Below are 23,651 nucleotides of genomic sequence, written 5' to 3'. Positions count from 1 at the left end.
TATAAGGAGAAAAGAATGGAACTGCATGCCTTGCGAGAGCTGATCACGATTGATACTGTAATGGAATGGATCCAACACTACAAGGCCTTTGGACCGGCGGTGGGCATCTTGCTCCCGATGATTGAGGCAGTGATCCCTTTTTTGCCTTTGTTTTTACTTGTAATGGCAAATGCAAGCGCATTCGGGCTATGGTGGGGTTTTTTGTTTTCTTGGATAGGAGCGGTAGCTGGTTCAATGCTTGTGTTTTTCCTCTTCCGTTATTTTGGGAAAAAGAAGCTTTTTCATTTCTTTGAACGGCATAAGCATGTGAAAAAGATGATGGAGTGGGTAGACAGGCATGGGTTTGGACCATTGTTCCTGCTGCTGTGCTTCCCTTTCACTCCTTCAGCGCTGGTGAATATCGTCGCCGGCCTCTCTCACATTTCCCCGGGAAAATACTTTTTCGTTTCAGCCGCAAGCAAGATGGTGATGGTTTTTATGATCAGCTTCATAGGACATGACCCTGCTGCGCTGGTTCAGGAACCAAAAAAGACCCTGTTCATTTTACTTTTTATCTTTGTCATGTGGATTGCAGGAAAACAGATTGAAAATAAACTCAGCATTAAAAGTCAAAAAGTACGAGTTCGTGAATAAGCAAGTTTTGGAGGGATGCGCTGTGAATGACCAGTGGAGAAAAGAAGGAGTCGAATGGTTCAAGGCTTTTTGCATCGGCCTTTTGCTGTTTTTTATCATCCGTACATTTGTCTTTTCCAATTATGTAGTGGAAGGAAAATCAATGATGCCTACCCTGCAGGATGGAAATAAATTGGTTGTCAATAAAATCGGCTACGACATTGGTGATTTTGACCGCTTTGATGTGATCGTCTTCCATGCAAATAAGGAAGAAGACTATGTGAAGAGAGTCATAGGGCTGCCAGGGGATTCCATTCAATATAAAAATGACATCTTATATATCAATGGAAAGCCGTATAAGGAACCTTATTTGGATAAATACAAATCAGAGATCATAGACGGCAAGCTTACAGGAGATTTTACACTGAAAGAAATAACCAACAAGGACAAAGTCCCTCCAGGCAAGATATTTGTACTTGGCGACAATAGAAGGGACAGCTCGGACAGCCGCTACTTCGGTTTTGTTGATGAAAGCCAGGTTGTGGGGAAAGTGGATTTAAGATACTGGCCATTAAAAAAATGGGATATTAATTTTTAAAAAACTGGCGGAAACAGGCCAGTTTTTTTCTTTTTAAAGACCGTGGATTGCTAAAATATGTTAAAATATTTTAAAAAGTCTGATTAAAAGAGGAGAGAAGGAATGGGCTCTTCGATGATCATTGTTGAAACCAAATTAATCCCACCCCTTGCCAGAGATAATTTCATAAGACGCCCATCCCTATTCAAAAAGATGAAGGGGATGCGAAGCTGCCCCGCAACGCTGATTCATTCCGGAGCAGGCTATGGCAAGAGCACCGCACTCAGTCTCTTTTTGCATGATGAGGGAGCGCCGTTTTGCTGGTATACAATTACAGCCGGGGACGACGATATCCTTCCGTTCATCACCTATCTTATCCATGCAATCAGGAGGAGCTATCCTCAATTCGGCATCGATCTTCTCAACAGCCTTCAGTCGATGGAGAAGTATTTCCGCGAAGAAGAGATGGATTCCCTGACAGGAGCATTGATAAATGAGCTTTCTCTTCTAAAGGATGGACTTACCATCGTTCTCGATGACTTTCATTTAGTCGATCACTCCTTTTCCATCAATCAATGGATGGAGAATGTGATAGACCTCTTGCCTGCAGGAATCCATTTTGCGATTTCCAGCCGTATGAAACCGAAATGGAAGCTGTTGTCCAAGTGGAAACTCACGAAAAGGCTGCACGAAATCGATCAAAGGGATTTCGTTGTCAATCAAGAAGAAATCGATCTGCTTTTAAATGAATATTATGATGCTGCACTTAAAGAGGAAGAGATTGCAAGGATCTATGAATTCACAGAAGGATGGATCATTGCCCTTTCCATGATCGGGGAGCAGCTGGAAGACGAGAGTGGAAAAGCAGCCGTCCTTGAAGAAATCATACAGGGACAGCATACCTCAATGGACGAACTGTTCCATTATTTAGCGGAAGAGGTATTTTCCAAACAAACCTCCATGGTCCAGCATTTTTTGAAGCAGACGTCGATACTCGAAGAAATCAGTCCGGAAATCTGCGACGAAATCATCGGCTTGCCGGCATCAGATCTCATGCTTGAACAGCTGTCCGAAAGAAATACATTCATACATAAAGCCTCAGGACATCAATACCGCTTCCATGCATTGTTCAAATCATTCTTAGAGAAGAAATTAAAAGAGGAAAGTAAACAGATTTACGAGGAACTGCATAAGAAGAGTGCAGCTTTCTATTTAAGCAAAAACAATTGGGATTCAGCCATTTATCATTATGACAGGATTCAATTTCATATCGGCATTGCCAAGATCCTTGAAAAATGGGGCACGAGCATGCTTCAAGCAGGAAAGCTGGAAGGGTTGTCAGACCAGCTCAAGCGTTTGCCTGCAGAAATAAAAAATGAGCATGTCATCCTATGGCTTCATGAAGGGGATGTATTAAGGCACCGTTCTTACTACGAAAAAGCGGAAAGATGCTATCAGCATTTACTGGACATCTGCAGGGATAAAAATGAATTTTTTCTTTGCAGCCAGGCCTATATGGGAATTGCAGAGATTTATCTTGATACGATCCAGCCCCTTAAAGCTGAGAGATACTTATTTGATGCTCTGAATATGCTTGAAAAGTTTCCTTCTCCGAGCCTGTCTGAAAAGCAGAAAATTTATAAACTGATCACGGAAAACCTGGTCAACTCGGGGAATGCCGTAAAAGCAGAAAAGTGGTATGAAAAACTGGAGTCAGAAAAATTATTGATTGAAGAAGGCAACCTTGATGCAAGGATGTTTTTGCGTACAGGCAAACTCAATCAGGCTAAATCAATCCTGATAAAAAGAAAGTCGGAAGAGAAAATACACCTTCCCCAGTCTCACCGGGAGACAGATCTTCTTTTTTCACTGATTGAAGCTTTCATCGGAAACGGGGAAGAGGCAAAAAGGCTTGCCCAGAAAGGGATTGAACAAGGCATCCGTTTTAAGACTCCATTTGTTGAAGCATGTGGATGGATCAGGATGGGGCATGCCGTCCAGCAGCTTGACCGCTATCATCCTGACCTGGCAGAGGAATGCTATATGACCGCACTCAAAATGATGGGTGAGATGAATGTCTCAAGGGGAAATGCTGAGCCATATATGGGACTTTGTATTTTATATGGGAGGCAGGGGGCACCGGAAAAAGCATTGGAAGCAGGCAGAAGGGCGCTGTATGAAACAGAAAAAGTCCAGGATATGTGGCTGTCTTCATTGATTAAACTTTGTATGGGGATTTCTTATGTCTATTCAGGAAAACTTGAAGATGCCATGAAGGAAATCAGTGAAGCTAAGAAGGGTTCTCTCATATGCGGGGACCAATATGGTTTGATGGCAGAAGAATATTGGCTTGCAAGAATTGCATTGGACTTGGGGGATGATGGTGCATTTGGACAGTTTATGAGCAAATTCCTGCAAGATGTCCAATTCGGGGAATATGAATTTTTCCTCAAAAACCATACGACATTCGGCCCCAAAGACTTGCAGGCTCACATCCCTCTTCTCCTGAAAGCGAAAGAATTGGAGATTGATCCGGTTTATACACGAAAATTATTAAAGGAAGCAGGCTATGATGAAATCGAATCCCATCCAGGCTATTCCCTGACTGTTTCGACATTGGGGGAATTCCATGTCGGTATGGGTGATCGGCTTATTGAAGATAAGGACTGGCAAAGGGAAAAGGCGAAAGAACTATTCCAATTTTTCATCATCCATAAAGGGGAATGGTGGAATAAAGAAGAATTGTGTGAAGAACTTTGGCCGGAAAATAGCAGCAAAAGTAATGATCGGGACTTTAAAGTGGCACTGAACGCATTGAATAACGCCTTGGAACCGAATCGGAAGCCGAGGGAGAAGCCCTTTTTTGTTCAGAGAGTCAATAACGGATACGGACTGAACCCGAAAGCCATGATTGAAATCGACTGCCTCCTAATGCAGCGCTGGGTTCAGGAAGGGCTGGACGAACATTCACCTGAGAAATCAGGAACGTTATTAAAAAAAGGAATCAGTTTATACAATGGAGAATTCCTTGCCGAGAAAAAAGGCTGTTCATGGTGTGAGGGCGAAAAAGAGAAATGGAAATTAATATTCTTAAGGGGAGCGGAGAGGCTTGCACAGATTGCCGTTCAGACGGAACAATATGATGAAGCAATCTCCTGGTGCGAAAAAATTCTTGAGCAGGATTCTTCATGGGAAGAAGCATACCGCCTGCTGATGTTCTGCTATTATCAAAAAAATAATAGGCCACAGGCATTGAAATGGTTCAATAAGTGTGTGAAAAAATTGAACGAAGAACTTGGCGTGGAGCCAATGGAAAGAACAAGGCAAATGTACGGCATGATCCTTGAAGCGAATTGAATGTGAAGCGGCAAAAAGCGTCCAGGTGCGGGCGTTTTTTTGTTATGAGTCTTCTAATTGTCCAGCTCCGGCGGCTTGGGCTTTTCTATGTAACTCTTTTGTAACTCCTATCTTTTATGATGATTTCAAAGCTTAATGCTTGATCATTATTGGGATGAGGGGGAATTGAAGGTATGAAGACTCGCAGGTTTACAGCTCTTATTATGATGCTTATTGCCGTGCTCTTGTTCACAAGTGCATGTTCGTCTGATGATGCATCAGGGGACGGTAAAAAGGAAGGCGGTTCTAAATCGAAGGAACCGATCAAGATTGGGGTATTGGCTTCTCTGTCTGGCGCACTTGAATCTTACGGCAAACAGACAAAGCAAGGGTTTGAACTTGGACTTGATTATGCCACAGATGGAAAAATGGAAGTCGATGGCAGGAAGATCCAGGTAGTGTATGAAGATACGGAAACCAAACCTGAAGTGGCTGTTCAAAAAGCGACTAAGCTTCTTGAAGAAGACAATGTCGACTTCTTGGTCGGATCCTCAAGTTCAGGGGATACATTGGCAGTCCTTCCATTGGCGGAAGAATATGAAAAAGTGATGATCGTCGAGCCTGCCGTTGCAGACAGCATCACGGGCTCAGAATTCAATAAGTATATTTTCAGGACTGCGAGAAACTCTTCACAGGATGCAGTGGCGGGTGCAGCAGCGATTGCGAAGAAAGGCGTCAAGATTGCGACTCTTGCTCCTGACTACTCTTTCGGACGAGATGGAGTGGCGGCATTCAAAGAAGCAGCTGAAAAGCTTGGTGCTGATGTCGTCTTAGAAGAATACGCAGATCCTGCCGCAACGGATTTCACATCAAATCTACAAAAAATCATCGATGAGAAGCCGGATTATTTATTCGTCATTTGGGCTGGGGCAAATTCACCTTGGAACCAAATCGCCGACATGAAAATCCAGGAAAAAGGCATCAAAATTTCAACAGGCGCACCTGATATTGCAGCACTTTCAACAATGGAGCCCCTTGTCGGCATGGAAGGATTCACTGTGTACTACAACGATCTTCCGAAAAACAAAATCAATGATTGGCTCGTTTCAGAACATAAGAAGCGCTATAACGGAGAAGTACCGGATCTCTTTACACCGGGCGGCATGAGTGCAGCGATCGCCATTGTGGATGCGCTGAAGAAAACAAAAGGGGATGCTGACGCGGATAAATTGATCAAAACTATGGAAGGAATGAGCTTTGAAACACCTAAAGGCAAAATGACTTTCCGTAAAGAAGACCACCAGGCATTGCAATCCATGTACGCTATCAAGCTGGAGAAGAAAGATGGCGTGCCATATCCTGTTCCGGTATTGATCAGGGAATTGACTCCTGAAGAAACGGCGCCGCCGATCCGGAACTAATAAAGAACCATTCTTAAAAGGTAAGTGCCGGTGATTCCTCATCCATAGTTTAGGTGGAAAGGGATTCCGGCACTTCTCTTCTTTATTTTGATAATAAAAGCAAGGCAGGTGGAGGCATAAATGGGAAATATTCTAGAGACAAAAGATTTGACGATCAGACTTGGCGGGCATACAGCTGTTGACGGTGTAAGCATCGCCATTCAGGAAAAGCATTTCAAGGCGATCATTGGACCTAACGGGGCAGGGAAAACAACATTTTTCAACCTTTTGAGCGGCCAGCTTTCACCGACAAAAGGAAGCATCATGTTAAAAGGGGAGGATATCACTTCTCTTTCTCCGACAAATCGGACGAGAAAAGGCGTAGGGCGCTCTTTTCAGATCACGAATGTGTTCCCGAATTTAACGGTGCTGGAAAATGTAAGATTGGCCGTTCAATCACAAGCAGGAATCCGCTATCAGATGCTGCGGCATTTTAGCAGATTTGATTCGGTGGTCAAAAAGGCAGAGGATCATCTGAAGCTTGTTCTCTTAGATAGTAAAGCGGGTTCCTTGGCATGCAATCTATCACACGGGGAAAAAAGGAAGCTCGAAATTGCCATGCTTCTCGCGCTGGAAACAGAAATCCTTCTATTGGATGAACCGACCGCGGGAATGTCCGTTGAAGAAGTGCCGGCCATAGTGGAAGTCATTAAAAATATTAAACTGCGGGGAGAAAGGACCATTGTGTTGATCGAGCACAAAATGGATATGATCATGGAGTTATCCGATTCTATCATGGTTCTTTTCAACGGTCAGCTGCTTGCTGACGGTCCACCGGATGAAATCGTCAAGAATGAGACCGTCCAATCCGCGTATTTAGGAGGGCTCTATAATGAGTTCACTGCTTGAAGTCAATCAAATTGAGACCTATATCGGACAATATCATATTTTGCAGGGAGTATCCTTCCAGGCTCAAAAAGGAGAAGTGACAGTCCTTTTAGGTAGAAATGGCGCCGGCAAAACCACCACACTAAGATCCATTATGGGGATGACCCCTGCATCCAAAGGCGAAATTAAGTACAAGGGAGTGGAAATAAGCAAACTGCCAACCTATAAAACATCCAATCTTGGAATAGGGTTTGTGCCTGAAGACCAAGGGATATTCGGAGAGCTGACCGTTGAAGAAAATATAAAGGTCGCCATGAAAAAGGTGGATGATGAAACAAACAGCCGTCTGGAATGGATCCTTGCCCTGTTCCCTGACTTGAAGAAGTTCTGGAAGAAGCCGGGTGGACTTCTGAGCGGGGGGCAGAAGCAGATGCTGTCCATTGCAAGGGCATATGTCAATGAGAATGACCTCCTGCTTATCGATGAGCCCAGCAAAGGGCTGGCACCGGTGATTGTGGAAAAAGTGATGGAGTCCATTCAGGAGATGAAAAAGAAAACAACCATCATTTTGGTGGAGCAGAATTTTATCATGGCCAGCGCCATCGGGGATAAATTTTTTATCATCGATGACGGCAGGACTGTTCACTCCGGAGAGATGAAATCACTGAAAGAAGATGAAGAAATGAAAAGGAAATATTTAGGTATAGCGTAAGGAGGAAATGGACCATATGGAATTAATCATGAATTTATCCATCAATGGCCTGGCAACCGGGATGCTCATCTTTTTGCTTGCTGCAGGATTGACATTGATATTCGGTTTGATGGATGTGCTGAACTTTGCTCATGGAGGATTGTTCGCATGGGGAGCCTACAGCGGCGTCTGGGTATATTCAACGACAGGAAGTTTTGTCCTTGCGATTGGAGGCGCCATCCTGACAGGTTTGGTGCTCGGATTCATTACCGAGAAATTAATCATTCAGCCAGTTTACGGAAACCACATCCAGCAAATTCTGATTACGCTTGGGCTCATGCTAGTCCTTTCAGAACTTCTGAAGGTAGTGTGGGGGCCGAATCAAATTTCTGCGAAAACACCAAGTTATCTTAGCGGCAGCTGGGAACTTGGAGATGTCATTATCATAAAATACCGTTTGTTTATTATCATCATGGGCTTGCTTGTCTTCGGCATCGTACAATTCATATTGAAAAAGACGAAGATTGGTCTTGTAGTCAGAGCGGGAGTCCTCAACAAGGAGATGGTGGAAGCTCTTGGAATCAACATAAAGAGAGTGTTTTTATGGGTTTTTATGTGCGGCTCAGCCATGGCGGCACTCGGAGGGGTTCTCCTGGCTCCATACTCCGGTGTGATTCATGCTGAAATGGGGATGGAGTTTGCCATCTTAGCATTCGTCGTTGTAGTAATCGGAGGGATGGGAAGTTTTCCGGGATCCCTATTCGCAGCAATGCTTGTTGGATTGGCGGGTTCATTCATGGCATATTATGTCCCGGATTTATCTCTCGCCGTCAACATGCTGTTAATGGCGGTCGTATTGATTTTCAAACCAAAAGGCTTATTTGCGATAAAGGGGTGAAGAAATGGGAAAACGATATCAACTTTCAACTTTAGTCATGATCATTGCAGGGATTGTCCTGCTCGCCGTTCCGTACATAAATGATTCCAGAAGTTTTCTCATTTTGATGACTCAAATTTTTATATTTGCTGTTTTTGCCATGAGCTATGATATTTTGATTGGCTTTACAGGAATCGTTTCGTTCGGGCATGCGATGTTTTTTGGCATCGGGGCTTATGCAACAGGCATCATCCTGGATCGGTTTGAGCCAACAGTCCCTACGCTGCTTATATCGATTGCTGCCGGGATCTTGCTCGCTGCTGTGGTCAGCTTTATTGTGGGGCTCTTAACATTGAGATTGAAAAGCCATTATTACGCCATGCTCACTCTGGCGTTTTCGGGACTGTTTCTGGTGGCAGCCGAAAAGTGGAGGACTTTAACAATGGGCAATGACGGATTTACCTTCCGGGTGCCCGACATCTTAAAAGATCGGATGGACTATTATTTCATATGCTTGGTTGTCATGTTCATCGTGTATTTTTTGTTAAAAAGAATCACCCAGTCGCCATTCGGCAAGGTGATGGTGGCTATCAGGGAAAACGAACAGAGAGTGGAGTCGCTTGGATTTCAAGTACTCTATTATAAAATCATTGCAAGCGTCATTGCAGGCGTCATCGCAAGCATTTCGGGCTCTCTATATGTCCTGTCGCTTAGATTTGCCAATACGAGTGTTTTCTCAATGGATACCACACTAGATGCCCTATTGATGACCATCATTGGCGGGGTGGGGACCCTTGTCGGACCGATGCTTGGAGCCGGATTAATCGAATTTGCCCACCATTGGCTGACCGAATTGGCCAAAGAACATCCAATATTCGAGAGATGGCTGATTTTCTTCGGTATCCTCTACATCCTCGTGGTGATGTTCTTCCCTGCAGGTATCATAGGGACGATTCATGGCTGGGGAAGAAAACGGATCCTGCAAAGAAAATCGGTGAAAGAACAAAAAAGCCCAGCTGGTTGATAAGGAGGGGGAAAAATGAATATCGGCATTTTAAGCACAGGTATTTATCTTCCGGATGAGAAGATGACAAGCAAGGAAATCTCAGAGAAAGCAGGAATTCCCCTGGAAGTGATCGAAGACAAAATGGGAATAAGATCAAAAACGATCCCCGGGGCAGAAGATCATACGTGTGAAATGGGCGTCCGGGCCGCGAAAATAGCGATTGAGCGTGCAGGAATCGACCCGAAGGAAATCGACGTGGTCATTTATATTGGGGAGGAGTACAAAGAATACCCGTTATGGACGGCCGCCATCAAACTTCAGGAAGAAATCGGGGCTTACCGGGCATGGGCTTTTGACACAGCTTTAAGGTGCGGGACAGCACTAATGGGCCTGAAACTGGCCAAGTCATTGATGGTCGCAGATTCATCCATTCAGACAGTACTTTTGGCTGGAGGATATCGAAACGGGGATTTCATCGATTATAAAAATGAACGCACCCGATTTATGTTCAATTTGGCAGCAGGCGGGGGAGCAATCATCCTGCAAAAAGGATTGAAAAAGAACCGTTTGCTTGAAACAGAAATTATTACGGACGGTTCATTTTCGGAAGATGTCGTCGTCACGGCAGGGGGAACGAAGAACCCTATTACAGCCGAGAATTTAAAAGAAGGGCTTTATAGACTGGATGTCTTAGATCCTGCAGGGATGAAAAAGCGTCTTGAACAAAAGTCCATGGATAACTTTTTGAAAGTGATAAGGGAATCCCTTGCAAAGAGCGGTTATAAAGAAGAGGACGTTGGGTATGCAGCCATCCTTCATATGAAACGCTCTGCTCACGATTACGTTCTGCGGGAATTAGGGCTGTCGAATGAACAATCTATCTATCTTGAAGACTATGGTCATATCGGACAGTTCGATCAAATCTTATCCCTGGAGCTTGCAGAACGGGAAGGAAAATTGAAAAGTGGGGATATTGTGGTGCTGGTCAGTGCAGGCATAGGATACGCATGGGCTGCATCAACCATTCAGTGGGGAAATTTTGAGTGAGGTGAAAAGGATGGAAACGAAGGAAATCCAGTTGAAAAAAGTTAACCTGTCCAATGGGGAAGAGCTTGGCTATGTGGAACGAAAGGGAACGGGGGAAAAAGTGCTTTTGATCCATGGGAATATGACGTCATCCAAACACTGGGATATTTTGATTGAAAGAATGGATCCCAATTATCATGTCGCTGCCGTGGACCTTAGGGGGTTCGGCCACTCCACTTATAATAGCAGGGTCAGAAGCATCAAGGATTTTTCAGATGACGTAAAATTATTCATCGATGCCATCGGCTGGGAAGAATTTGCCGTGATCGGATGGTCGACTGGAGGGGCGGTAGGAATGCAGTTCGCTGCCGATTATCCTGGGTACTGTGAGAAGCTTATTTTATTGGCATCAGCTTCGACTAGGGGCTATCCTTTCTTCGGAACAAAACCGAGCGGGGAGCCTGATTTGGAAAATAGGCTGAAGACGATTGAAGAAGTCGAAGCAGACGCTGGAAAGACATTGGCCGTTCAGGGGGCATATGACCGTGGGGATAAAGACTTTTTAAAAGCCATGTGGGATATGCTCATTTACACACACCGAAAGCCTTCAGAAGAACATTATGAAGAATATTTGGATGACATGCTCACACAGCGCAATCTTGCTGATGTCTATCAAAGTTTGAATCTATTTAATATCAGCCCCGTACACAACGGATTGACAGATGGGACGGATCAAGCGAAGAGGATCAATATCCCGGTGCTTGTATTAAGAGGCGACCGCGACTACGTAGTGAATGCACGGATGGCAGAAGAAATCATGGAAGATCTGGGGTCGAATGCAGAATTCAAAGAGTTGAAAGACTGCGGCCATTCACCGCTGATTGATGACTTGGATCAACTCATGCAGGAAATCCACGGATTTTTAGCGAAATAATAGGAGGAGAACAATGAGACTTCAAGGAAAAACAGCCATTATTACAGGTGGAGCCAATGGAATTGGATTGGCTGCAGCCAAACGTTTTGCAGAAGAAGGAGCAAAAGTAGCAATAGGGGATTTTGATGAAGCGACAGGTGCAGCAAGGGCAGCTGAATTAAAGGAATCAGGACATGATGTTGAATTCTTTCAAGTGAATGTGGCCGACCGCAAAAGCATAGATGCTATGGTTGGTAAAGTGGCGGAAACGTTCGGTAAAATTGACATCCTGATCAATAATGCGGGGATTACCCGTGACAGCATGCTCTCGAAAATGTCTGAAGAGGACTTCCAGCAAGTCATCGATGTCAACTTGACAGGGGTATTTCACTGCACCCAGGCAGTCCTGCCCCATTTAATAGAAAATGGCAAAGGCAAGATCATCAGCACTTCCTCTGTCAGCGGGGTCTATGGCAATATCGGACAGACCAATTATGCAGCTGCCAAAGCAGCCATCGTCGGAATGACGAAAACGTGGGCAAAAGAGCTTGGCCGAAAAGGAATCAACGTCAATGCCGTTGCCCCGGGCTTCACTGAAACGAATATGGTGGCAAAAGTACCGGATAAAGTGATTGATCAAATGAAAAGCATGGTGCCTCTCCAAAGACTCGGGAAACCTGAAGACATCGCCAATGCCTATCTATTCCTGGCGAGCGATGAATCTGATTATATCAGTGGAACAGTCCTGCATGTTGATGGAGGCATCATGATGTAAAAGGAGATGGAATTATGCGAAATGTAGTCATCACATCTGCACTGAGGACGCCAATCGGATCATTCGGAGGGGTATTCAAGGACCTGCTTCCTACCGATCTGGCGGTCCCGGTCATGAAAGCGGCAGCTGAAGCAAGCGGGCTAGGCCCGGATGAAATCGATGAAGTGATTTTGGGCCACTGCATCCAGCGAACAGATCAGCCAAATACGGCAAGGACTGCAGCCCTTTTGGCAGGATTCAGCGACGAAACAACGGGCTACACCATCCAGCGCCAGTGTGCAAGCGGGATGCAGGCAGTCATTTCAGCTGCCATGCAGATTCAGACAGGCATGTCAGATATCGTCCTTGCCGGTGGAGTGGAAGCGATGAGCTCAAGCCCTTATGTTTTGAAGCAGTACCGCTGGGGACAGCGCCTTCAGCATGGAGAAATCCGCGACACAGTATGGGAAGCGCTGGAAGATCCGATCCACCATTTCATGATGGGGGAAACAGCAGAAAACCTGGCTGATATGCATGGCATCACCCGCGAAGAACAGGATGAATTGGCGTGCCTTTCACATCAACGGGCAGTGGAAGCAATGGAAAAAGGCTATTTTGAATCCCAGATCGTCCCGGTTGCCGTCAAGAATCGCAAGGAAGAGCGTTTGATCGAAAAGGATGAAAATCCACGGGCCGGGCTCTCTTTGGAGAAGCTTTCAGGACTAAAACCGGCATTCAGGAAGAATGGTACGGTCACAGCAGGGAATGCTTCGAGTCTGAATGATGGGGCAGCCGCACTCATTTTGATGTCTGAGGAAGAAGCTGAACGGAGAGGGGCGCCGATCCTCGCACGCATCACCGGTTATTCCGTAGCAGGAGTAGATCCGAAAGTGATGGGGCGCGGACCTGTACCGGCAGTCCAGAAAGGCATAGGCAAAGTGAATTGGACCATTGATGATGTCGACCTTTGGGAAATCAATGAAGCTTTTGCTGCCCAATACCTGGCGGTGGAAAAAGAGCTTGGGTTGAACAGGGAAAAAGTGAATGTCAACGGAAGCGGAATCAGCTTGGGGCACCCTGTTGGATGCACCGGCGCCCGAATCGTAGTCTCCCTGATTCATGAACTGAAAAGAAGAAATGGAAAAAAAGGTGTGGCCTCCCTTTGCGTCGGCGGCGGAATGGGTGCAACAGTCTTTTTGGAAGTTTGATAGAGAGAACCTCGGATCCGGTTTAGGGTCCGGGGTTTTTTCTTCAGGAGTGATATGTTTCCATATTTGATTCGCATCCTGTAACCGCCGTGTAACTTTCATCCGATACACTTTCTTCATTAAGGCAGGGGGGAAGAGACGGTGCTGAGTCATTTGAATTGGATGGAGAGCCGTGCACGGTTGACTCCAGACGAAATTGCCATCATCGATGGAGAAACAGAGAAAAAAACGACCTATCAAGAACTGAATGAACGTGCAGGAAAGTGGGCGGTTTTTTTGGCGGGAAAAGGAGCAGTCAAAGGAGACCGCATCTGCCTGATTGAAGAAAACGACGGAGTCTACTTTGAGCTGATGTTTGCGTGCGCAAAATTGGGAGCGATTTTTGTTCCGCTGAATTGGCGCCTGGGAAGAGAAGAGTTGGAACAGATCTTAGATGATTGCCGGCCGAAAGTTTTGCTGTATGGAAGCCCTTTTTCAAAAATAGCAGCTGAGAGATCGTTCAGGGTGGAAACTATCAGGCTCGAAAGCGTTGAATTCCATGAGGAAGCAGCACAACATATTAAGCATATATCTGTAAAAGAAGATGATCCCTGGATCATGATCTATACTGGCGGAACGACTGGGAAGCCAAAAGGAGTTGTGCTCACTCATCAGTCTGTCAATTGGAACGCATTAAACACTATTGTCAGCTGGAACCTGACAAAGGATGATACGACGCTGACCTATTTGCCGCTGTTTCATACCGGTGGGATAAATGCTTTGTCCATGCCAATCTTGATGATGGGAGGTACGGTTGTCATCGGGAAGCAATTTGAACCGGTTACGGCGATCAGGCAGCTGATCAAGCATCAATGCACCATTGCTTTGTTTGTGCCCACCATGTATCACATGATGATCCATACGGAAGAGTTTGAAAGAGCCGAGTTCAAGAGTATGAATGTATTTTTATCTGGTGGCGCCCCGTGTCCATTATCGATTTATGATGTTTTTATTCGGAAAGGTCTGCCTTTCAAAGAGGGGTATGGATTGACCGAAGCAGGCCCTAATAATTTTTACATAGATCCAGAGGATGCTAAAAAGAAAAAGGGATCGGTTGGAAAGGAAATGATGTTCAATTCGATCAGGATCCTTAAGGAAGATGGAACGGAAGCTGGTAGAGAGGAAGTAGGCGAACTCTTGATCAGCGGGAAGCATGTCTTCGCATTTTATTGGAATGATCCCTGTTCTACTTCTCAAAGCTTAAAAGATGATGGGTGGCTGTATACGGGGGATTTGGCGAAGCGGGATGCAGAAGGATATGTTTATATTGTGGGCAGGAAAAAAGATATGATCATTACAGGCGGGGAGAATGTCTACCCATTGGAGATCGAGCATTGGATCTGTGAACATTATGACATCAATGAGGCTGCGGTGATAGGCTTGAGTGATGAAAAATGGGGAGAGCGGGTAGCGGCATTTGTTTCCCTCAAAACCGGTGCAGTTCTTAGCGAAGAAGAGTTGAAATCCCACTGTCAATTGAAATTCACCAACTATAAAATCCCAAAAGAATTTCATTTTATCGACTCATTGCCAAAGACGGATGTCGGAAAAATTGATAAAAAAACATTAAAACTGACATATGAGAAATAATCAAAATGCACCCACGCAGAGCCAAGGGTGCATTTTTTTGGACATATTATGGTAAAATTTAACTGAATCTCAATGGTTATGCATCGACTCTCTTTGGAGTTGAATGATGCTTTTTGACTGTGTTCTTATCAATAAAACAGCCAGAACCAGATCAACGGCAAAAAAGGCCAGTATCACCGCGATGCTTCCGCGAAAGCCCAAGGGCATGATCAGGAGTGGAGCAAGGCTTGCCCCCGCTAATAATGTAAATGAATACAGGCTCAATGCTTTAGACCGATGAACCCCGCTGCCATTGGCAATAAACGTGATGATGGTCGGAATCATCAGCGAAACACTTGAAACCACTAATATGGATGAAATCATCAATGTCAGGAGCACGACAGGTGCAAGCAGGAGTAACAGCATTCCAAGAAGCCCGAGTGCGATGCCGAGAAAAAGGGTTTTTATTTCGCCCATCAGCTCAATGAGTTTACCGGTAAAGAGGGATAAAACAGCACCAGTCAAACCCATCATCCTGATTTGAAATAAAGATTCGTGGGGGATGTCTGAGAGCCGTGTCACTGCATCATAGAAGGCAGCAAACGAACCAAGGAGCGTCAGGACGATTCCGTACGAAAGAATCAAGGAACGTCTTTTCAGCAGCCCTGCCATGATTCGAACGGCCGAAGAACTTTTATCTTTTACTATTGCAGTGGCAGGGAAAATGAAGAAGCTCATCAAGAAGAGCACTAGATAAACAATCATAAAAAACAGAAAGACAGCTTGCCAGTTCATTTGGCGGCTGATTGTATCACTGATCAGCTGTCCGAGGATCCCGGCTGCCAGAAATCCAGTATTGATATAAACAAGCAGCATGGTCCGCTTCTTTTCTTTGAATAAGTCATAAGTATAAGAAAATGCGACGGGAGCAAAGCTTGCCAAAGTGAATCCTTGAATCCCCCTGAAAAGGAACAGCGTCCATTCGCCTGAAGAAAGGGAGACCAAAAAAGTACTGGCAGCAGAAATACCCAGTCCATAAACGATAATCGTCCTTTTTCCCCATTTGTCTGAAAGCGGCCCAAAGATAAGGAGACCGAGGGCATAGAAAAACGTGAATATGCTGGCAGCGATGACTACCTGTTCACGGGAAATGGAAAGGTCGGATGAAATGGGGTCATATAAAGGCAGGAGAGTATAAATGTTGCAGGCGACCATGATGGCCGCCGCAACGAGAAGCGGCTCAATAAAGGACAGTTTATTAATGAATTTCATTTAGCAGTGCACCTCCTGGCATATTGTATGCAGGTAGTTCCTAATCAGGGAAACCAACGCTCTTCCACATTTTGAAAAGCAACTTCCTCTCTCATCCAGCTCCAGATGTACTATAATGAAAGTTCAGGAGAATAAGAAACGAAAATAGAGATTTTTATATAAAGGGAGTGGAATCATGGCTATCCGCTTTTTAATCGGGCGCTCCGGTGCCGGGAAAACATCTTTTATGTTCAATGAGATGCAGGAAAAGCTTGAATTACATCCGGCAGGCGCACCGATCATTTACTTAGTGCCTGATCAGATGACATTCTTATCCGAGTACCGTCTGGTCCAGTCCCCCAATCTTTCAGGGATGATAAGGGCTCAAGTGTTCAGTTTTACGAGGCTGGCATGGAGAGTATTGCAAGAAACGGGAGGCATCGGACGCTATCATCTCAGCAGTGCCGGTCTGAATATGCTGATCAGAAAAATCATCGAAGAACGGAAAGATGATCTGAAGCTTTTTAATCGCGCTGCTGATAAAAATGGATTTGTCTCACATGTTGAAAGTATGTTGACGGAATTCAAACGCTACTGTGTGAATCCCGAAGAACTGAGCAGGAAAAATAAAGAGCTTGAAAACCAGGGGACAAACAAATCCTTGTCGGACAAGCTTCATGACCTCGAACTCATTTATACACAATTCGAAGACGCGCTATTTGATAAATATATAGATTCAGAGGATTATTTTAGGCTTTTAGCTGATTCCATCCGCCATTCAGAGTACCTCCAAAATGCGGACATTTATATTGATGGATTCCATAGCTTCACCCCACAGGAGTATTTGGTCATCGAACAGCTGATGAAGACGTGCAGAAGTGTTTCCATCGCATTGACGCTTGATAAGCCCTATAAAAACAGTGTACCGGATGAGTTGGATTTATTCAGGATGACAGGTGAAACGTATTCCTCCTTGTATGGGCTGGCCGCTGCTAATCGCTTGGAAGTGGAAGATCATATTTTAAGAGAATCGGTTCGTTTTGACCAAAAGTCTTTATCCCATCTGGAAGACCAGTTTGAAATCCGTCCGACATCTGTATTTGATGGTGGTGAGAAAGAAGCGGTCGAGCTGATGCAGGCTTCTAACAGACGGGCCGAGATAGAAGGCATTGCGCGGAAAATACGCCGCCTTATCATGGAAGAAGGTAAGCGCTATAAGGATATTGCCATTCTGGTGCGAAACGGACAAGACTACCAGGAAGTGCTGGAAACCATCTTCTTTGACTACGAAATCCCGTACTTTATCGATCAAAAACGGCCGATGCTCAATCATCCGCTCATTGAGCTGATTCGCTCTACACTTGAGGTGTTGAACAGCCAGTGGCGCTATGAACCGGTATTCAGGGCCGTGAAAACAGATCTGCTATTCCCGCTTAAAAGCAATCATCATCAACTGAGGGAAAAAATGGACCGCCTTGAGAATTATGTTCTTTCCAATGGAATAAAAGGATCCAGATGGACGAGCAAGGACCGATGGATTTACAGGCGTTTCCGGGGACTGGAGCATTCGGATCTCCCTAAGACAGACCAGGAAAGGGAAATCGAGCATGAAATCAATGAATTAAGACTGTTCATCTCTGCCCCTATCCTGCGGTTGGCAAGAAGACTGAAGAAAGCATCCGTGGGAAAAGAGTATGCTGAAGCACTGTTTCTATTTTTAGAAGAGCTGGATATCCCGGCAAAGCTTGAGAATATGAGGACGGCTGCCGAGGAAAAAGGAAACTTAGTACTGGCAAGAGAGCATGATCAAGCATGGAACGCCGTGATAGACCTTCTCGATCAATTCGTCGAGCTGCTGGGAAAAGAATCCTTAACCTTGAAAAAGTTTACGACAATTCTTGATTCAGGCTTGGAGTCCATGAAGTTTTCCATTGTTCCACCAGCGATGGATCAGGTAATCGTGGCGAATCTGGAACTATCCAGGCTGTCAGAAATCAAAACGGCTTTTGTAGTCGGACTAAATGATGGCGTCATCCCTGCCAAAATTTCTGAAGAAGGGGTTCTTGCAGACGATGACAGGGAAATGCTTTTGAATACAGGACTCAACATTGCACCTTCAAGCAGGAAGAGACTGCTCGATGAAGAGTTCATTGCCTATAAGGCATTGACGACTCCATCCGAACAGCTTATTCTTTCCTATCCCCTTGCAAACGAAGAAGGACGGGCACTGATGCCTTCTCCATATATCAAGAGGATAAAAGAAATGTTTCCCGATTTATCGGAAAAACTGGTCGTCAATGATCCAGCTGAATTATTTGAAGAAGATCAAAAAGAATACATTTCCCATCCGAATGTTGCGATTGCCTATTTGACCACGCAGCTTCAGTTGAAGAAAAACCACTACCCAATGGCTGGTTTCTGGTGGGATGTCTACAATTACTATATGAAGAACCCGCAATGGAAAGAAAATGCGATGCTGATTCTTTCCAGTCTTTTCTTCCAGAATCGGACAAAGCCGCTGGATGAAGACATCAGTAAATCCATTTATGGGGAAGAAATATTAGCAAGTGTGTCGAGGATGGAGATGTACCATGGCTGTCCATTCTCTCATTTTGCACGTCATGGACTGAAATTGCAGGAACGGGATATCTTCAAGCTGGATGCACCGGATATCGGTGAAATGTTCCACGGTGCTTTAAAGTGGATTTCCGAGGAAGTGAACAGAAGAAATATTTCATGGGCAAAGCTTTCGAAAGAGGAATGTATCCATCTGGCGAAAGCGGCGGTCAATGAGCTGGCACCAAAGCTTCAGCATCAGATCCTGTTAAGCTCCAATCGCCATCATTATATTAAACGGAAGCTTGAGAACGTCATCAGCAGGGCTTCCTATGTATTGAGCGAGCATGCAAAAGTCAGTGGCTTCGCTCCTGTCGGCCTCGAGTTGGGATTTGGCCCGAATGGAAGCCTTCCGCCATTTTCCTTCACATTGAAGAATGGAGTCAAAATGGCCCTTCAAGGAAGAATTGACCGTGTGGATAAAGCGGAGAATCCAAATGGAATCTTCCTGAGAGTCATCGATTACAAATCAAGTGCCAAAACCCTTGACTACACGGAGGTCTACTATGGCCTGGCCATGCAGATGCTGACATATTTGGACATTGTCATCGCGCATTCCAAAAACCTGGTCGGAACAGAAGCATCACCTGCAGGAGTCCTCTATTTCCATGTCCATAACCCGGTTGTCAAGGCAAACTCTATTCTTACACTGGATCAGATTGAAGAGGAAATTTTTAAAAGCTTCAAGATGAAAGGGCTGATCCTGGATGATCCCGAAGTACTAAGGATGATGGATACGGCTCTTGAAAGCGGAAATTCCAAAGTGGTCTCAGCAGGTTTCAAAAAGGACGGAAGCTTGACGGCTGCTTCTCAAACAGCAGGAAAAGAAGATCTTCATTACATGAGGAAATATGTCCGGAGAATATACGAAAAAACCGGGAATCAAATCATTTCCGGATCAGTGGATATTTCTCCGTACAAGCTGAAGGACAGAACACCATGCCAATTCTGCTCATACCGGCCTGTCTGCCAGTTCGATCAGTCGCTCGAAGGAAATGACTACAGAGTCTTGAAGCCTCATAAACCGGATGAAGTCATTCAATATATGAGAGAGGAGGTTGATGGGGAATGAAAAGAAGTGTAATTCCCGTAAAACCGGAAACAGTCACTTGGACAGATGATCAATGGAAAGCCATCCATGCCAAGAATCAGGATATTTTGGTTGCTGCGGCGGCAGGCTCCGGAAAAACAGCAGTACTTGTTGAGCGGATCATTGGAAAGATTATTTCAGAAGAAGAACCATTCGATGTAGACCGTCTTTTAGTCGTGACCTTCACGAACGCTTCTGCAGCGGAAATGCGGCATCGGATCGGGGAAGCCCTTGAAAAAGCCATCAGTCAAAACCCTTCTTCTGTACACTTGCGAAAGCAGCTGAGCCTTCTCAACAGGGCATCGATTTCCACTTTGCACTCCTTCTGTCTGGAAGTCATCAGAAAATATTACTATTTGATTGATATTGATCCAGGATTCAGGATCGCTGATGGGACAGAAGGAGAGCTGCTTAGGGATGAAGTGCTCGATGATTTATTTGAAGAAGAGTATGGAAAAGAAGGGAACGAACCGTTTTACCTTCTTGTGGATACCTTCACGAATGACCGGAGCGATGCAGCACTTCAAGACATGGTCAGGAAGCTTTATGATTTTTCAAGATCCCATCCATTCCCGGATCAGTGGCTTGATGAGCTTGTCTCCATGTATGATGTGAATGATGGCGGACCCATTGAGGAACTTCCCTTTTATGATGCAATTTTATGGGATTTGCTGCTTCAATTTGAAGGGGCTAAGTCGCTGCTTCAGGAAGCCTATGAATTGACGAAGCTGCCTGGCGGTCCTGCACCGAGGGCAGAAAATTATCTGGACGATATGGCGTTGGTTGACCGGTTGATAACAGCCGGGAAAACCAGCTGGAATGAGCTTTATCTCGCCATGAATACGATGGAATTCAACCGGGCGAAGGCGTGCAGGGGGGATGACTTCAATAAAGATCTGGTGAAGTCGGCTGATGACTTGAGAAAGAAAGCGAAAACGATTCTTGAAAAGCAGAGGAATGAATTGTTTTCAAGAAAGCCTGAAACATTTCTGAATGATATGCAGAAAATGAAAGGCGTCATTTCCTCCCTTGTTGAACTTGTGAAAACATTCGGTGAAAAGTTCAAGGATGTAAAAGAAGAAAAAGGTCTGGTTGATTTTTCAGATCTAGAGCACTACTGTCTGGAGATATTGATGGACTCAGATGATCCGAATACCCCATCAGAAGCCGCAAAGTCCTATCGCTCACAGTTCAAAGAGGTGCTTGTTGATGAGTATCAGGATACCAATATGGTCCAGGAAACGATATTGCAGCTTGTTTCAGCAGAAAGGGATAACGGCAATCTGTTCATGGTGGGTGACGTCAAACAATCCATCTATCGATTCCGGCTGGCTGAACCCAATCTGTTTTTGAATAAATACAATGCCTTTGATTCGGAAGGAGAAGGGTCTGGGCTTAAAATTGACCTGGCCATGAACTTCCGGAGCAGGAATGAAGTATTGGCGGGGACCAATTATCTCTTTAAGCAAATCATGGGAATGAAAGTCGGCGAAATCGAATATGACGAAAATGCCGAACTTAAACTTGGTGCATCATATCCTCAGGATGAAACGTATCCGATCGAACTTCATTTGATTGATTTAGAGGATGAATCCGGCAGTGCAGCCGATGAACTTGAAGATCAGGCGTCGCCTGAAGAAGATCTTGTGGATTTAGAAAAATCACAGCTCGAGGCAAGATGGATGGCGGCTAAGATTAAGGAGCTCATAGACAGCAGGAAGCAAATCTATGATCCTAAGAGAAAAGCTTACCGTCCAATTCAGTATAAAGATATTGTCCTTCTTTTAAGGTCAATGCCATGGGCACCGGTCATCATGGAAGAATTCAAAGAAGCTGGAATCCCCATCTATGCCAATTTGGCTACAGGTTATTTTGATGCAACGGAAATCACTATCATGCTTTCCCTTTTAAAAGTGATCGATAATCCATATCAAGATATCCCTCTTGCTTCTGTATTGAGGTCGCCTATAGTGGGATTATCGGAAAAAGAATTGGCAGCTATCCGTTCTTCCAGTTCAAGCGGTGCTTTTTACGATGCGGTTAAAGCTGCTTCCAGAAAGAATCATTCAGGGCAAGCAGAAGGATTAAACGAAAAGCTGCAGTCTTTTCTTTCAGATCTTTCAGCGTGGAGGACGCTGGCAAGGCAGGGAGCATTGTCGCAGCTGATCTGGCAATTGTACAGGGATACAAAATTCTACGATTTTTCAGGAGGACTTCCCGGTGGAAAGCAGAGGCAGGCAAACCTCCGTGCTCTTTATGACCGTGCACGCCAATATGAGTCGACTTCCTTCAGGGGATTATTCCGCTTCCTTCGATTTATAGACCGTATGAGGGAAAGAGGGGATGATCTCGGGACTGCAAGAGCCTTAAGTGAAGGAGAGGATGTAGTCAGACTGATGACCATCCACTCCAGCAAGGGGTTGGAATTCCCGGTCGTCTTTATGGCTGGCGTTTCAAGGAATTTTAATATGATGGATTTAAATGCGTCCTATTTATTGGATAAGGATTTAGGTTTTGCATCCAAGTACATGGATCCGGAAAAACGGATCACATATCCTTCCTTGCCGCAGATTGCTTTTAAAAGAAAGAAAAAACTGGAAACCATTGCAGAGGAAATGCGCGTTCTCTATGTGGCATTGACAAGGGCCAAAGAAAAATTGTATTTAGTGGCGAGTCCAAAAAATCTGGAGAAAAGCATCCAAAAGTGGGCAGGAGCATTATCCCACCAAGATTGGCTGTTGAAAGACTATGACCGTGCTAGTGCAAAGTCGTATCTTGACTGGATCGGTCCTTCCATGGCACGCCACAGTGATTTAAGGGAGTTTCTAGAGGGAAGTTCCCCTCATCCGCTCCTAAGTGAGGAAATCGCTTCACATGAATCAAGATGGCATATAGAGGTGCATCATAAATCAGAGCTTCATAATATCTTCCCGGAGCCTGAAAGTGAAAATGATGGATGGATCGAAGCGGTACAGAAAGGACAGCCATTGAAGTCTTCTGATTCATCCGGGGACAAGATAGATGAGGTTCTTTCATGGAAATATCCATATCAAGAAGCAGCTAAACGGAGATCAAAGCAATCGGTATCAGAACTGAAGCGAATGTTAGAGACACGGGATGCTGAAAGTGATACAAGCTTTTTGCAGAAATTCCAGAAGCCTGTGATGAAAAGACCGAAGTTCATGCAGGAGCAGAAGCTGAGTCCGGCAGAAAGGGGTACTGCCATGCATATGGTCATGCAGCATATCCCATTCGGAGAACGAATTGATGTCCACCTCTTAAATACGCTGCTTGAAGCAATGGTGGAGAAAGAATTATTATCCATAGAGCAGAAAGAGGCTATTACGATTGGCGAAATTTTGTCATTTTTTGAGACGGATTTGGGAAGGAAGATGGCAGAATCGTCAAATGTACACAGGGAAATCCCCTTCAGCATCGCCGTTCCAGCCAATGAAATTTACACTGATTGGAATAGCCCTGATGAAAGTGTGCTTGTACAAGGGATCATCGACTGTGTCATCGAAGAACCGGATGGATTGGTCTTGATTGATTATAAAACGGATAATATTACGGATCGATTCAAAGGGAAATTCGAAGATGCGAAACCTGTGTTGGAGAACAGGTATCGGGTGCAATTGGAATTTTACGAAGAAGCCCTTCGGAAAATATGGAAGAAGCCTATTAAACAAAAGTTCCTCTTCTTTTTCGACGGTGCTCATATTCTAGAATTATAAGGTAAGAATGAAAAGGGGCAGTCTTAGGCTGTTCCTTTTCTAGAAAACGAAAAAGCTGACACCT

Annotated in this window: 16 protein-coding genes; 15 read left to right on the top strand and 1 reads right to left on the bottom strand. The window is 44.8% G+C overall.

Translation table 11 applies throughout. From position 1 onward, the window contains the following. The first annotated feature begins 15 nt into the window (after positions 1-15). From DFR59_RS02430 to DFR59_RS02370, 13 genes are all read left to right on the top strand, one after another. Positions 16-633: a TVP38/TMEM64 family protein gene (locus DFR59_RS02430; protein ID WP_114744034.1), complete on the top strand. Its 618-nt coding sequence runs from the start codon at positions 16-18 to the stop codon at positions 631-633. 22 nt (positions 634-655) lie between these two features. Beyond that, the gene (lepB, locus tag DFR59_RS02425) at positions 656-1,210 is read left to right on the top strand and encodes a signal peptidase I (RefSeq protein WP_114744033.1); all 555 of its coding nucleotides are present in this window, start codon (positions 656-658) and stop codon (positions 1,208-1,210) included. Positions 1,211-1,312: 102 nt separating this feature from the next. Beyond that, positions 1,313-4,546 carry an AfsR/SARP family transcriptional regulator gene (locus tag DFR59_RS02420; RefSeq protein WP_114744032.1) on the top strand — a complete coding sequence of 1,078 codons (3,234 nt, stop codon included), beginning with the start codon at positions 1,313-1,315 and terminating at the stop codon, positions 4,544-4,546. Between the two features lie 173 nt (positions 4,547-4,719). Further along, on the top strand, positions 4,720-5,946 hold the full coding sequence (locus DFR59_RS02415) for a substrate-binding domain-containing protein (protein WP_114744031.1): 1,227 nt from the start codon (positions 4,720-4,722) through the stop codon (positions 5,944-5,946). 120 nt (positions 5,947-6,066) lie between these two features. Further along, on the top strand, positions 6,067-6,834 hold the full coding sequence (locus DFR59_RS02410; RefSeq protein WP_114744030.1) for an ABC transporter ATP-binding protein: 768 nt from the start codon (positions 6,067-6,069) through the stop codon (positions 6,832-6,834). After that, a complete protein-coding gene (locus tag DFR59_RS02405) occupies positions 6,818-7,525 on the top strand; it encodes an ABC transporter ATP-binding protein (protein ID WP_114744029.1) in 708 nt (235 codons plus the stop codon). The genes DFR59_RS02410 and DFR59_RS02405 overlap by 17 nt, the downstream gene beginning before the upstream one ends. Before the next feature lie 16 nt (positions 7,526-7,541). Then, positions 7,542-8,402, top strand: coding sequence for a branched-chain amino acid ABC transporter permease (locus DFR59_RS02400; protein ID WP_114744028.1), 861 nt, complete (start codon positions 7,542-7,544; stop codon positions 8,400-8,402). A 4-nt stretch (positions 8,403-8,406) separates the two neighbouring features. Then, complete coding sequence (locus DFR59_RS02395) at positions 8,407-9,405, top strand: branched-chain amino acid ABC transporter permease (protein ID WP_114744027.1); 999 nt, start codon at positions 8,407-8,409, stop codon at positions 9,403-9,405. A 15-nt stretch (positions 9,406-9,420) separates the two neighbouring features. Further along, positions 9,421-10,434 (top strand): 3-oxoacyl-ACP synthase, encoded by a 1,014-nt coding sequence (locus DFR59_RS02390; RefSeq protein WP_114744026.1) that lies wholly within the window; start codon positions 9,421-9,423, stop codon positions 10,432-10,434. 10 nt (positions 10,435-10,444) lie between these two features. Continuing rightward, positions 10,445-11,347 (top strand): intracellular short-chain-length polyhydroxyalkanoate depolymerase, encoded by a 903-nt coding sequence (phaZ, locus tag DFR59_RS02385; protein WP_114744025.1) that lies wholly within the window; start codon positions 10,445-10,447, stop codon positions 11,345-11,347. Between the two features lie 13 nt (positions 11,348-11,360). Next, on the top strand, positions 11,361-12,101 hold the full coding sequence (gene fabG, locus DFR59_RS02380; RefSeq protein ID WP_114744024.1) for a 3-oxoacyl-ACP reductase FabG: 741 nt from the start codon (positions 11,361-11,363) through the stop codon (positions 12,099-12,101). Between the two features lie 14 nt (positions 12,102-12,115). Continuing rightward, complete coding sequence (locus tag DFR59_RS02375; protein WP_114744023.1) at positions 12,116-13,288, top strand: thiolase family protein; 1,173 nt, start codon at positions 12,116-12,118, stop codon at positions 13,286-13,288. Positions 13,289-13,429: 141 nt separating this feature from the next. Beyond that, complete coding sequence (locus DFR59_RS02370; protein WP_114744022.1) at positions 13,430-14,917, top strand: acyl-CoA synthetase; 1,488 nt, start codon at positions 13,430-13,432, stop codon at positions 14,915-14,917. A 69-nt stretch (positions 14,918-14,986) separates the two neighbouring features. On the opposite strand, the gene DFR59_RS02365 is transcribed toward DFR59_RS02370, so the two are convergent. Further along, positions 14,987-16,168 carry an MFS transporter gene (locus DFR59_RS02365; protein WP_114744021.1) on the bottom strand — a complete coding sequence of 394 codons (1,182 nt, stop codon included), beginning with the start codon at positions 16,166-16,168 and terminating at the stop codon, positions 14,987-14,989. 175 nt (positions 16,169-16,343) lie between these two features. On the opposite strand from DFR59_RS02365, the gene addB reads away from it, so the two are divergent. Together addB and addA are read left to right on the top strand one after the other, a co-directional pair. After that, positions 16,344-19,835, top strand: coding sequence for a helicase-exonuclease AddAB subunit AddB (addB, locus tag DFR59_RS02360; protein ID WP_114744020.1), 3,492 nt, complete (start codon positions 16,344-16,346; stop codon positions 19,833-19,835). Further along, complete coding sequence (gene addA, locus DFR59_RS02355) at positions 19,832-23,587, top strand: helicase-exonuclease AddAB subunit AddA (RefSeq protein WP_114744019.1); 3,756 nt, start codon at positions 19,832-19,834, stop codon at positions 23,585-23,587. The genes addB and addA overlap by 4 nt, the downstream gene beginning before the upstream one ends. The last annotated feature ends 64 nt before the right edge of the window (positions 23,588-23,651 follow it).

Origin of the sequence: Falsibacillus pallidus (assembly GCF_003350505.1) — a bacterium.
In the GTDB taxonomy this organism is placed as follows: Bacteria; Bacillota; Bacilli; order Bacillales; family DSM-25281; genus Falsibacillus; species Falsibacillus pallidus.
This window is presented reverse-complemented; position numbering and strand designations above follow the sequence as displayed.

Coding starts and splice junctions, on each gene's coding strand:
- DFR59_RS02430 (WP_114744034.1), top strand. CDS start 16: ATGGAACTGCATGCCTTGCGAGAGCTGATCACGATTGATACTGTAATG.
- DFR59_RS02420 (WP_114744032.1), top strand. CDS start 1,313: ATGGGCTCTTCGATGATCATTGTTGAAACCAAATTAATCCCACCCCTT.
- DFR59_RS02415 (WP_114744031.1), top strand. CDS start 4,720: ATGAAGACTCGCAGGTTTACAGCTCTTATTATGATGCTTATTGCCGTG.
- DFR59_RS02410 (WP_114744030.1), top strand. CDS start 6,067: ATGGGAAATATTCTAGAGACAAAAGATTTGACGATCAGACTTGGCGGG.
- DFR59_RS02405 (WP_114744029.1), top strand. CDS start 6,818: ATGAGTTCACTGCTTGAAGTCAATCAAATTGAGACCTATATCGGACAA.
- DFR59_RS02400 (WP_114744028.1), top strand. CDS start 7,542: ATGGAATTAATCATGAATTTATCCATCAATGGCCTGGCAACCGGGATG.
- DFR59_RS02395 (WP_114744027.1), top strand. CDS start 8,407: ATGGGAAAACGATATCAACTTTCAACTTTAGTCATGATCATTGCAGGG.
- DFR59_RS02390 (WP_114744026.1), top strand. CDS start 9,421: ATGAATATCGGCATTTTAAGCACAGGTATTTATCTTCCGGATGAGAAG.
- phaZ (WP_114744025.1), top strand. CDS start 10,445: ATGGAAACGAAGGAAATCCAGTTGAAAAAAGTTAACCTGTCCAATGGG.
- fabG (WP_114744024.1), top strand. CDS start 11,361: ATGAGACTTCAAGGAAAAACAGCCATTATTACAGGTGGAGCCAATGGA.
- DFR59_RS02375 (WP_114744023.1), top strand. CDS start 12,116: ATGCGAAATGTAGTCATCACATCTGCACTGAGGACGCCAATCGGATCA.
- DFR59_RS02365 (WP_114744021.1), bottom strand. CDS start 16,168: ATGAAATTCATTAATAAACTGTCCTTTATTGAGCCGCTTCTCGTTGCG.
- addB (WP_114744020.1), top strand. CDS start 16,344: ATGGCTATCCGCTTTTTAATCGGGCGCTCCGGTGCCGGGAAAACATCT.
- addA (WP_114744019.1), top strand. CDS start 19,832: ATGAAAAGAAGTGTAATTCCCGTAAAACCGGAAACAGTCACTTGGACA.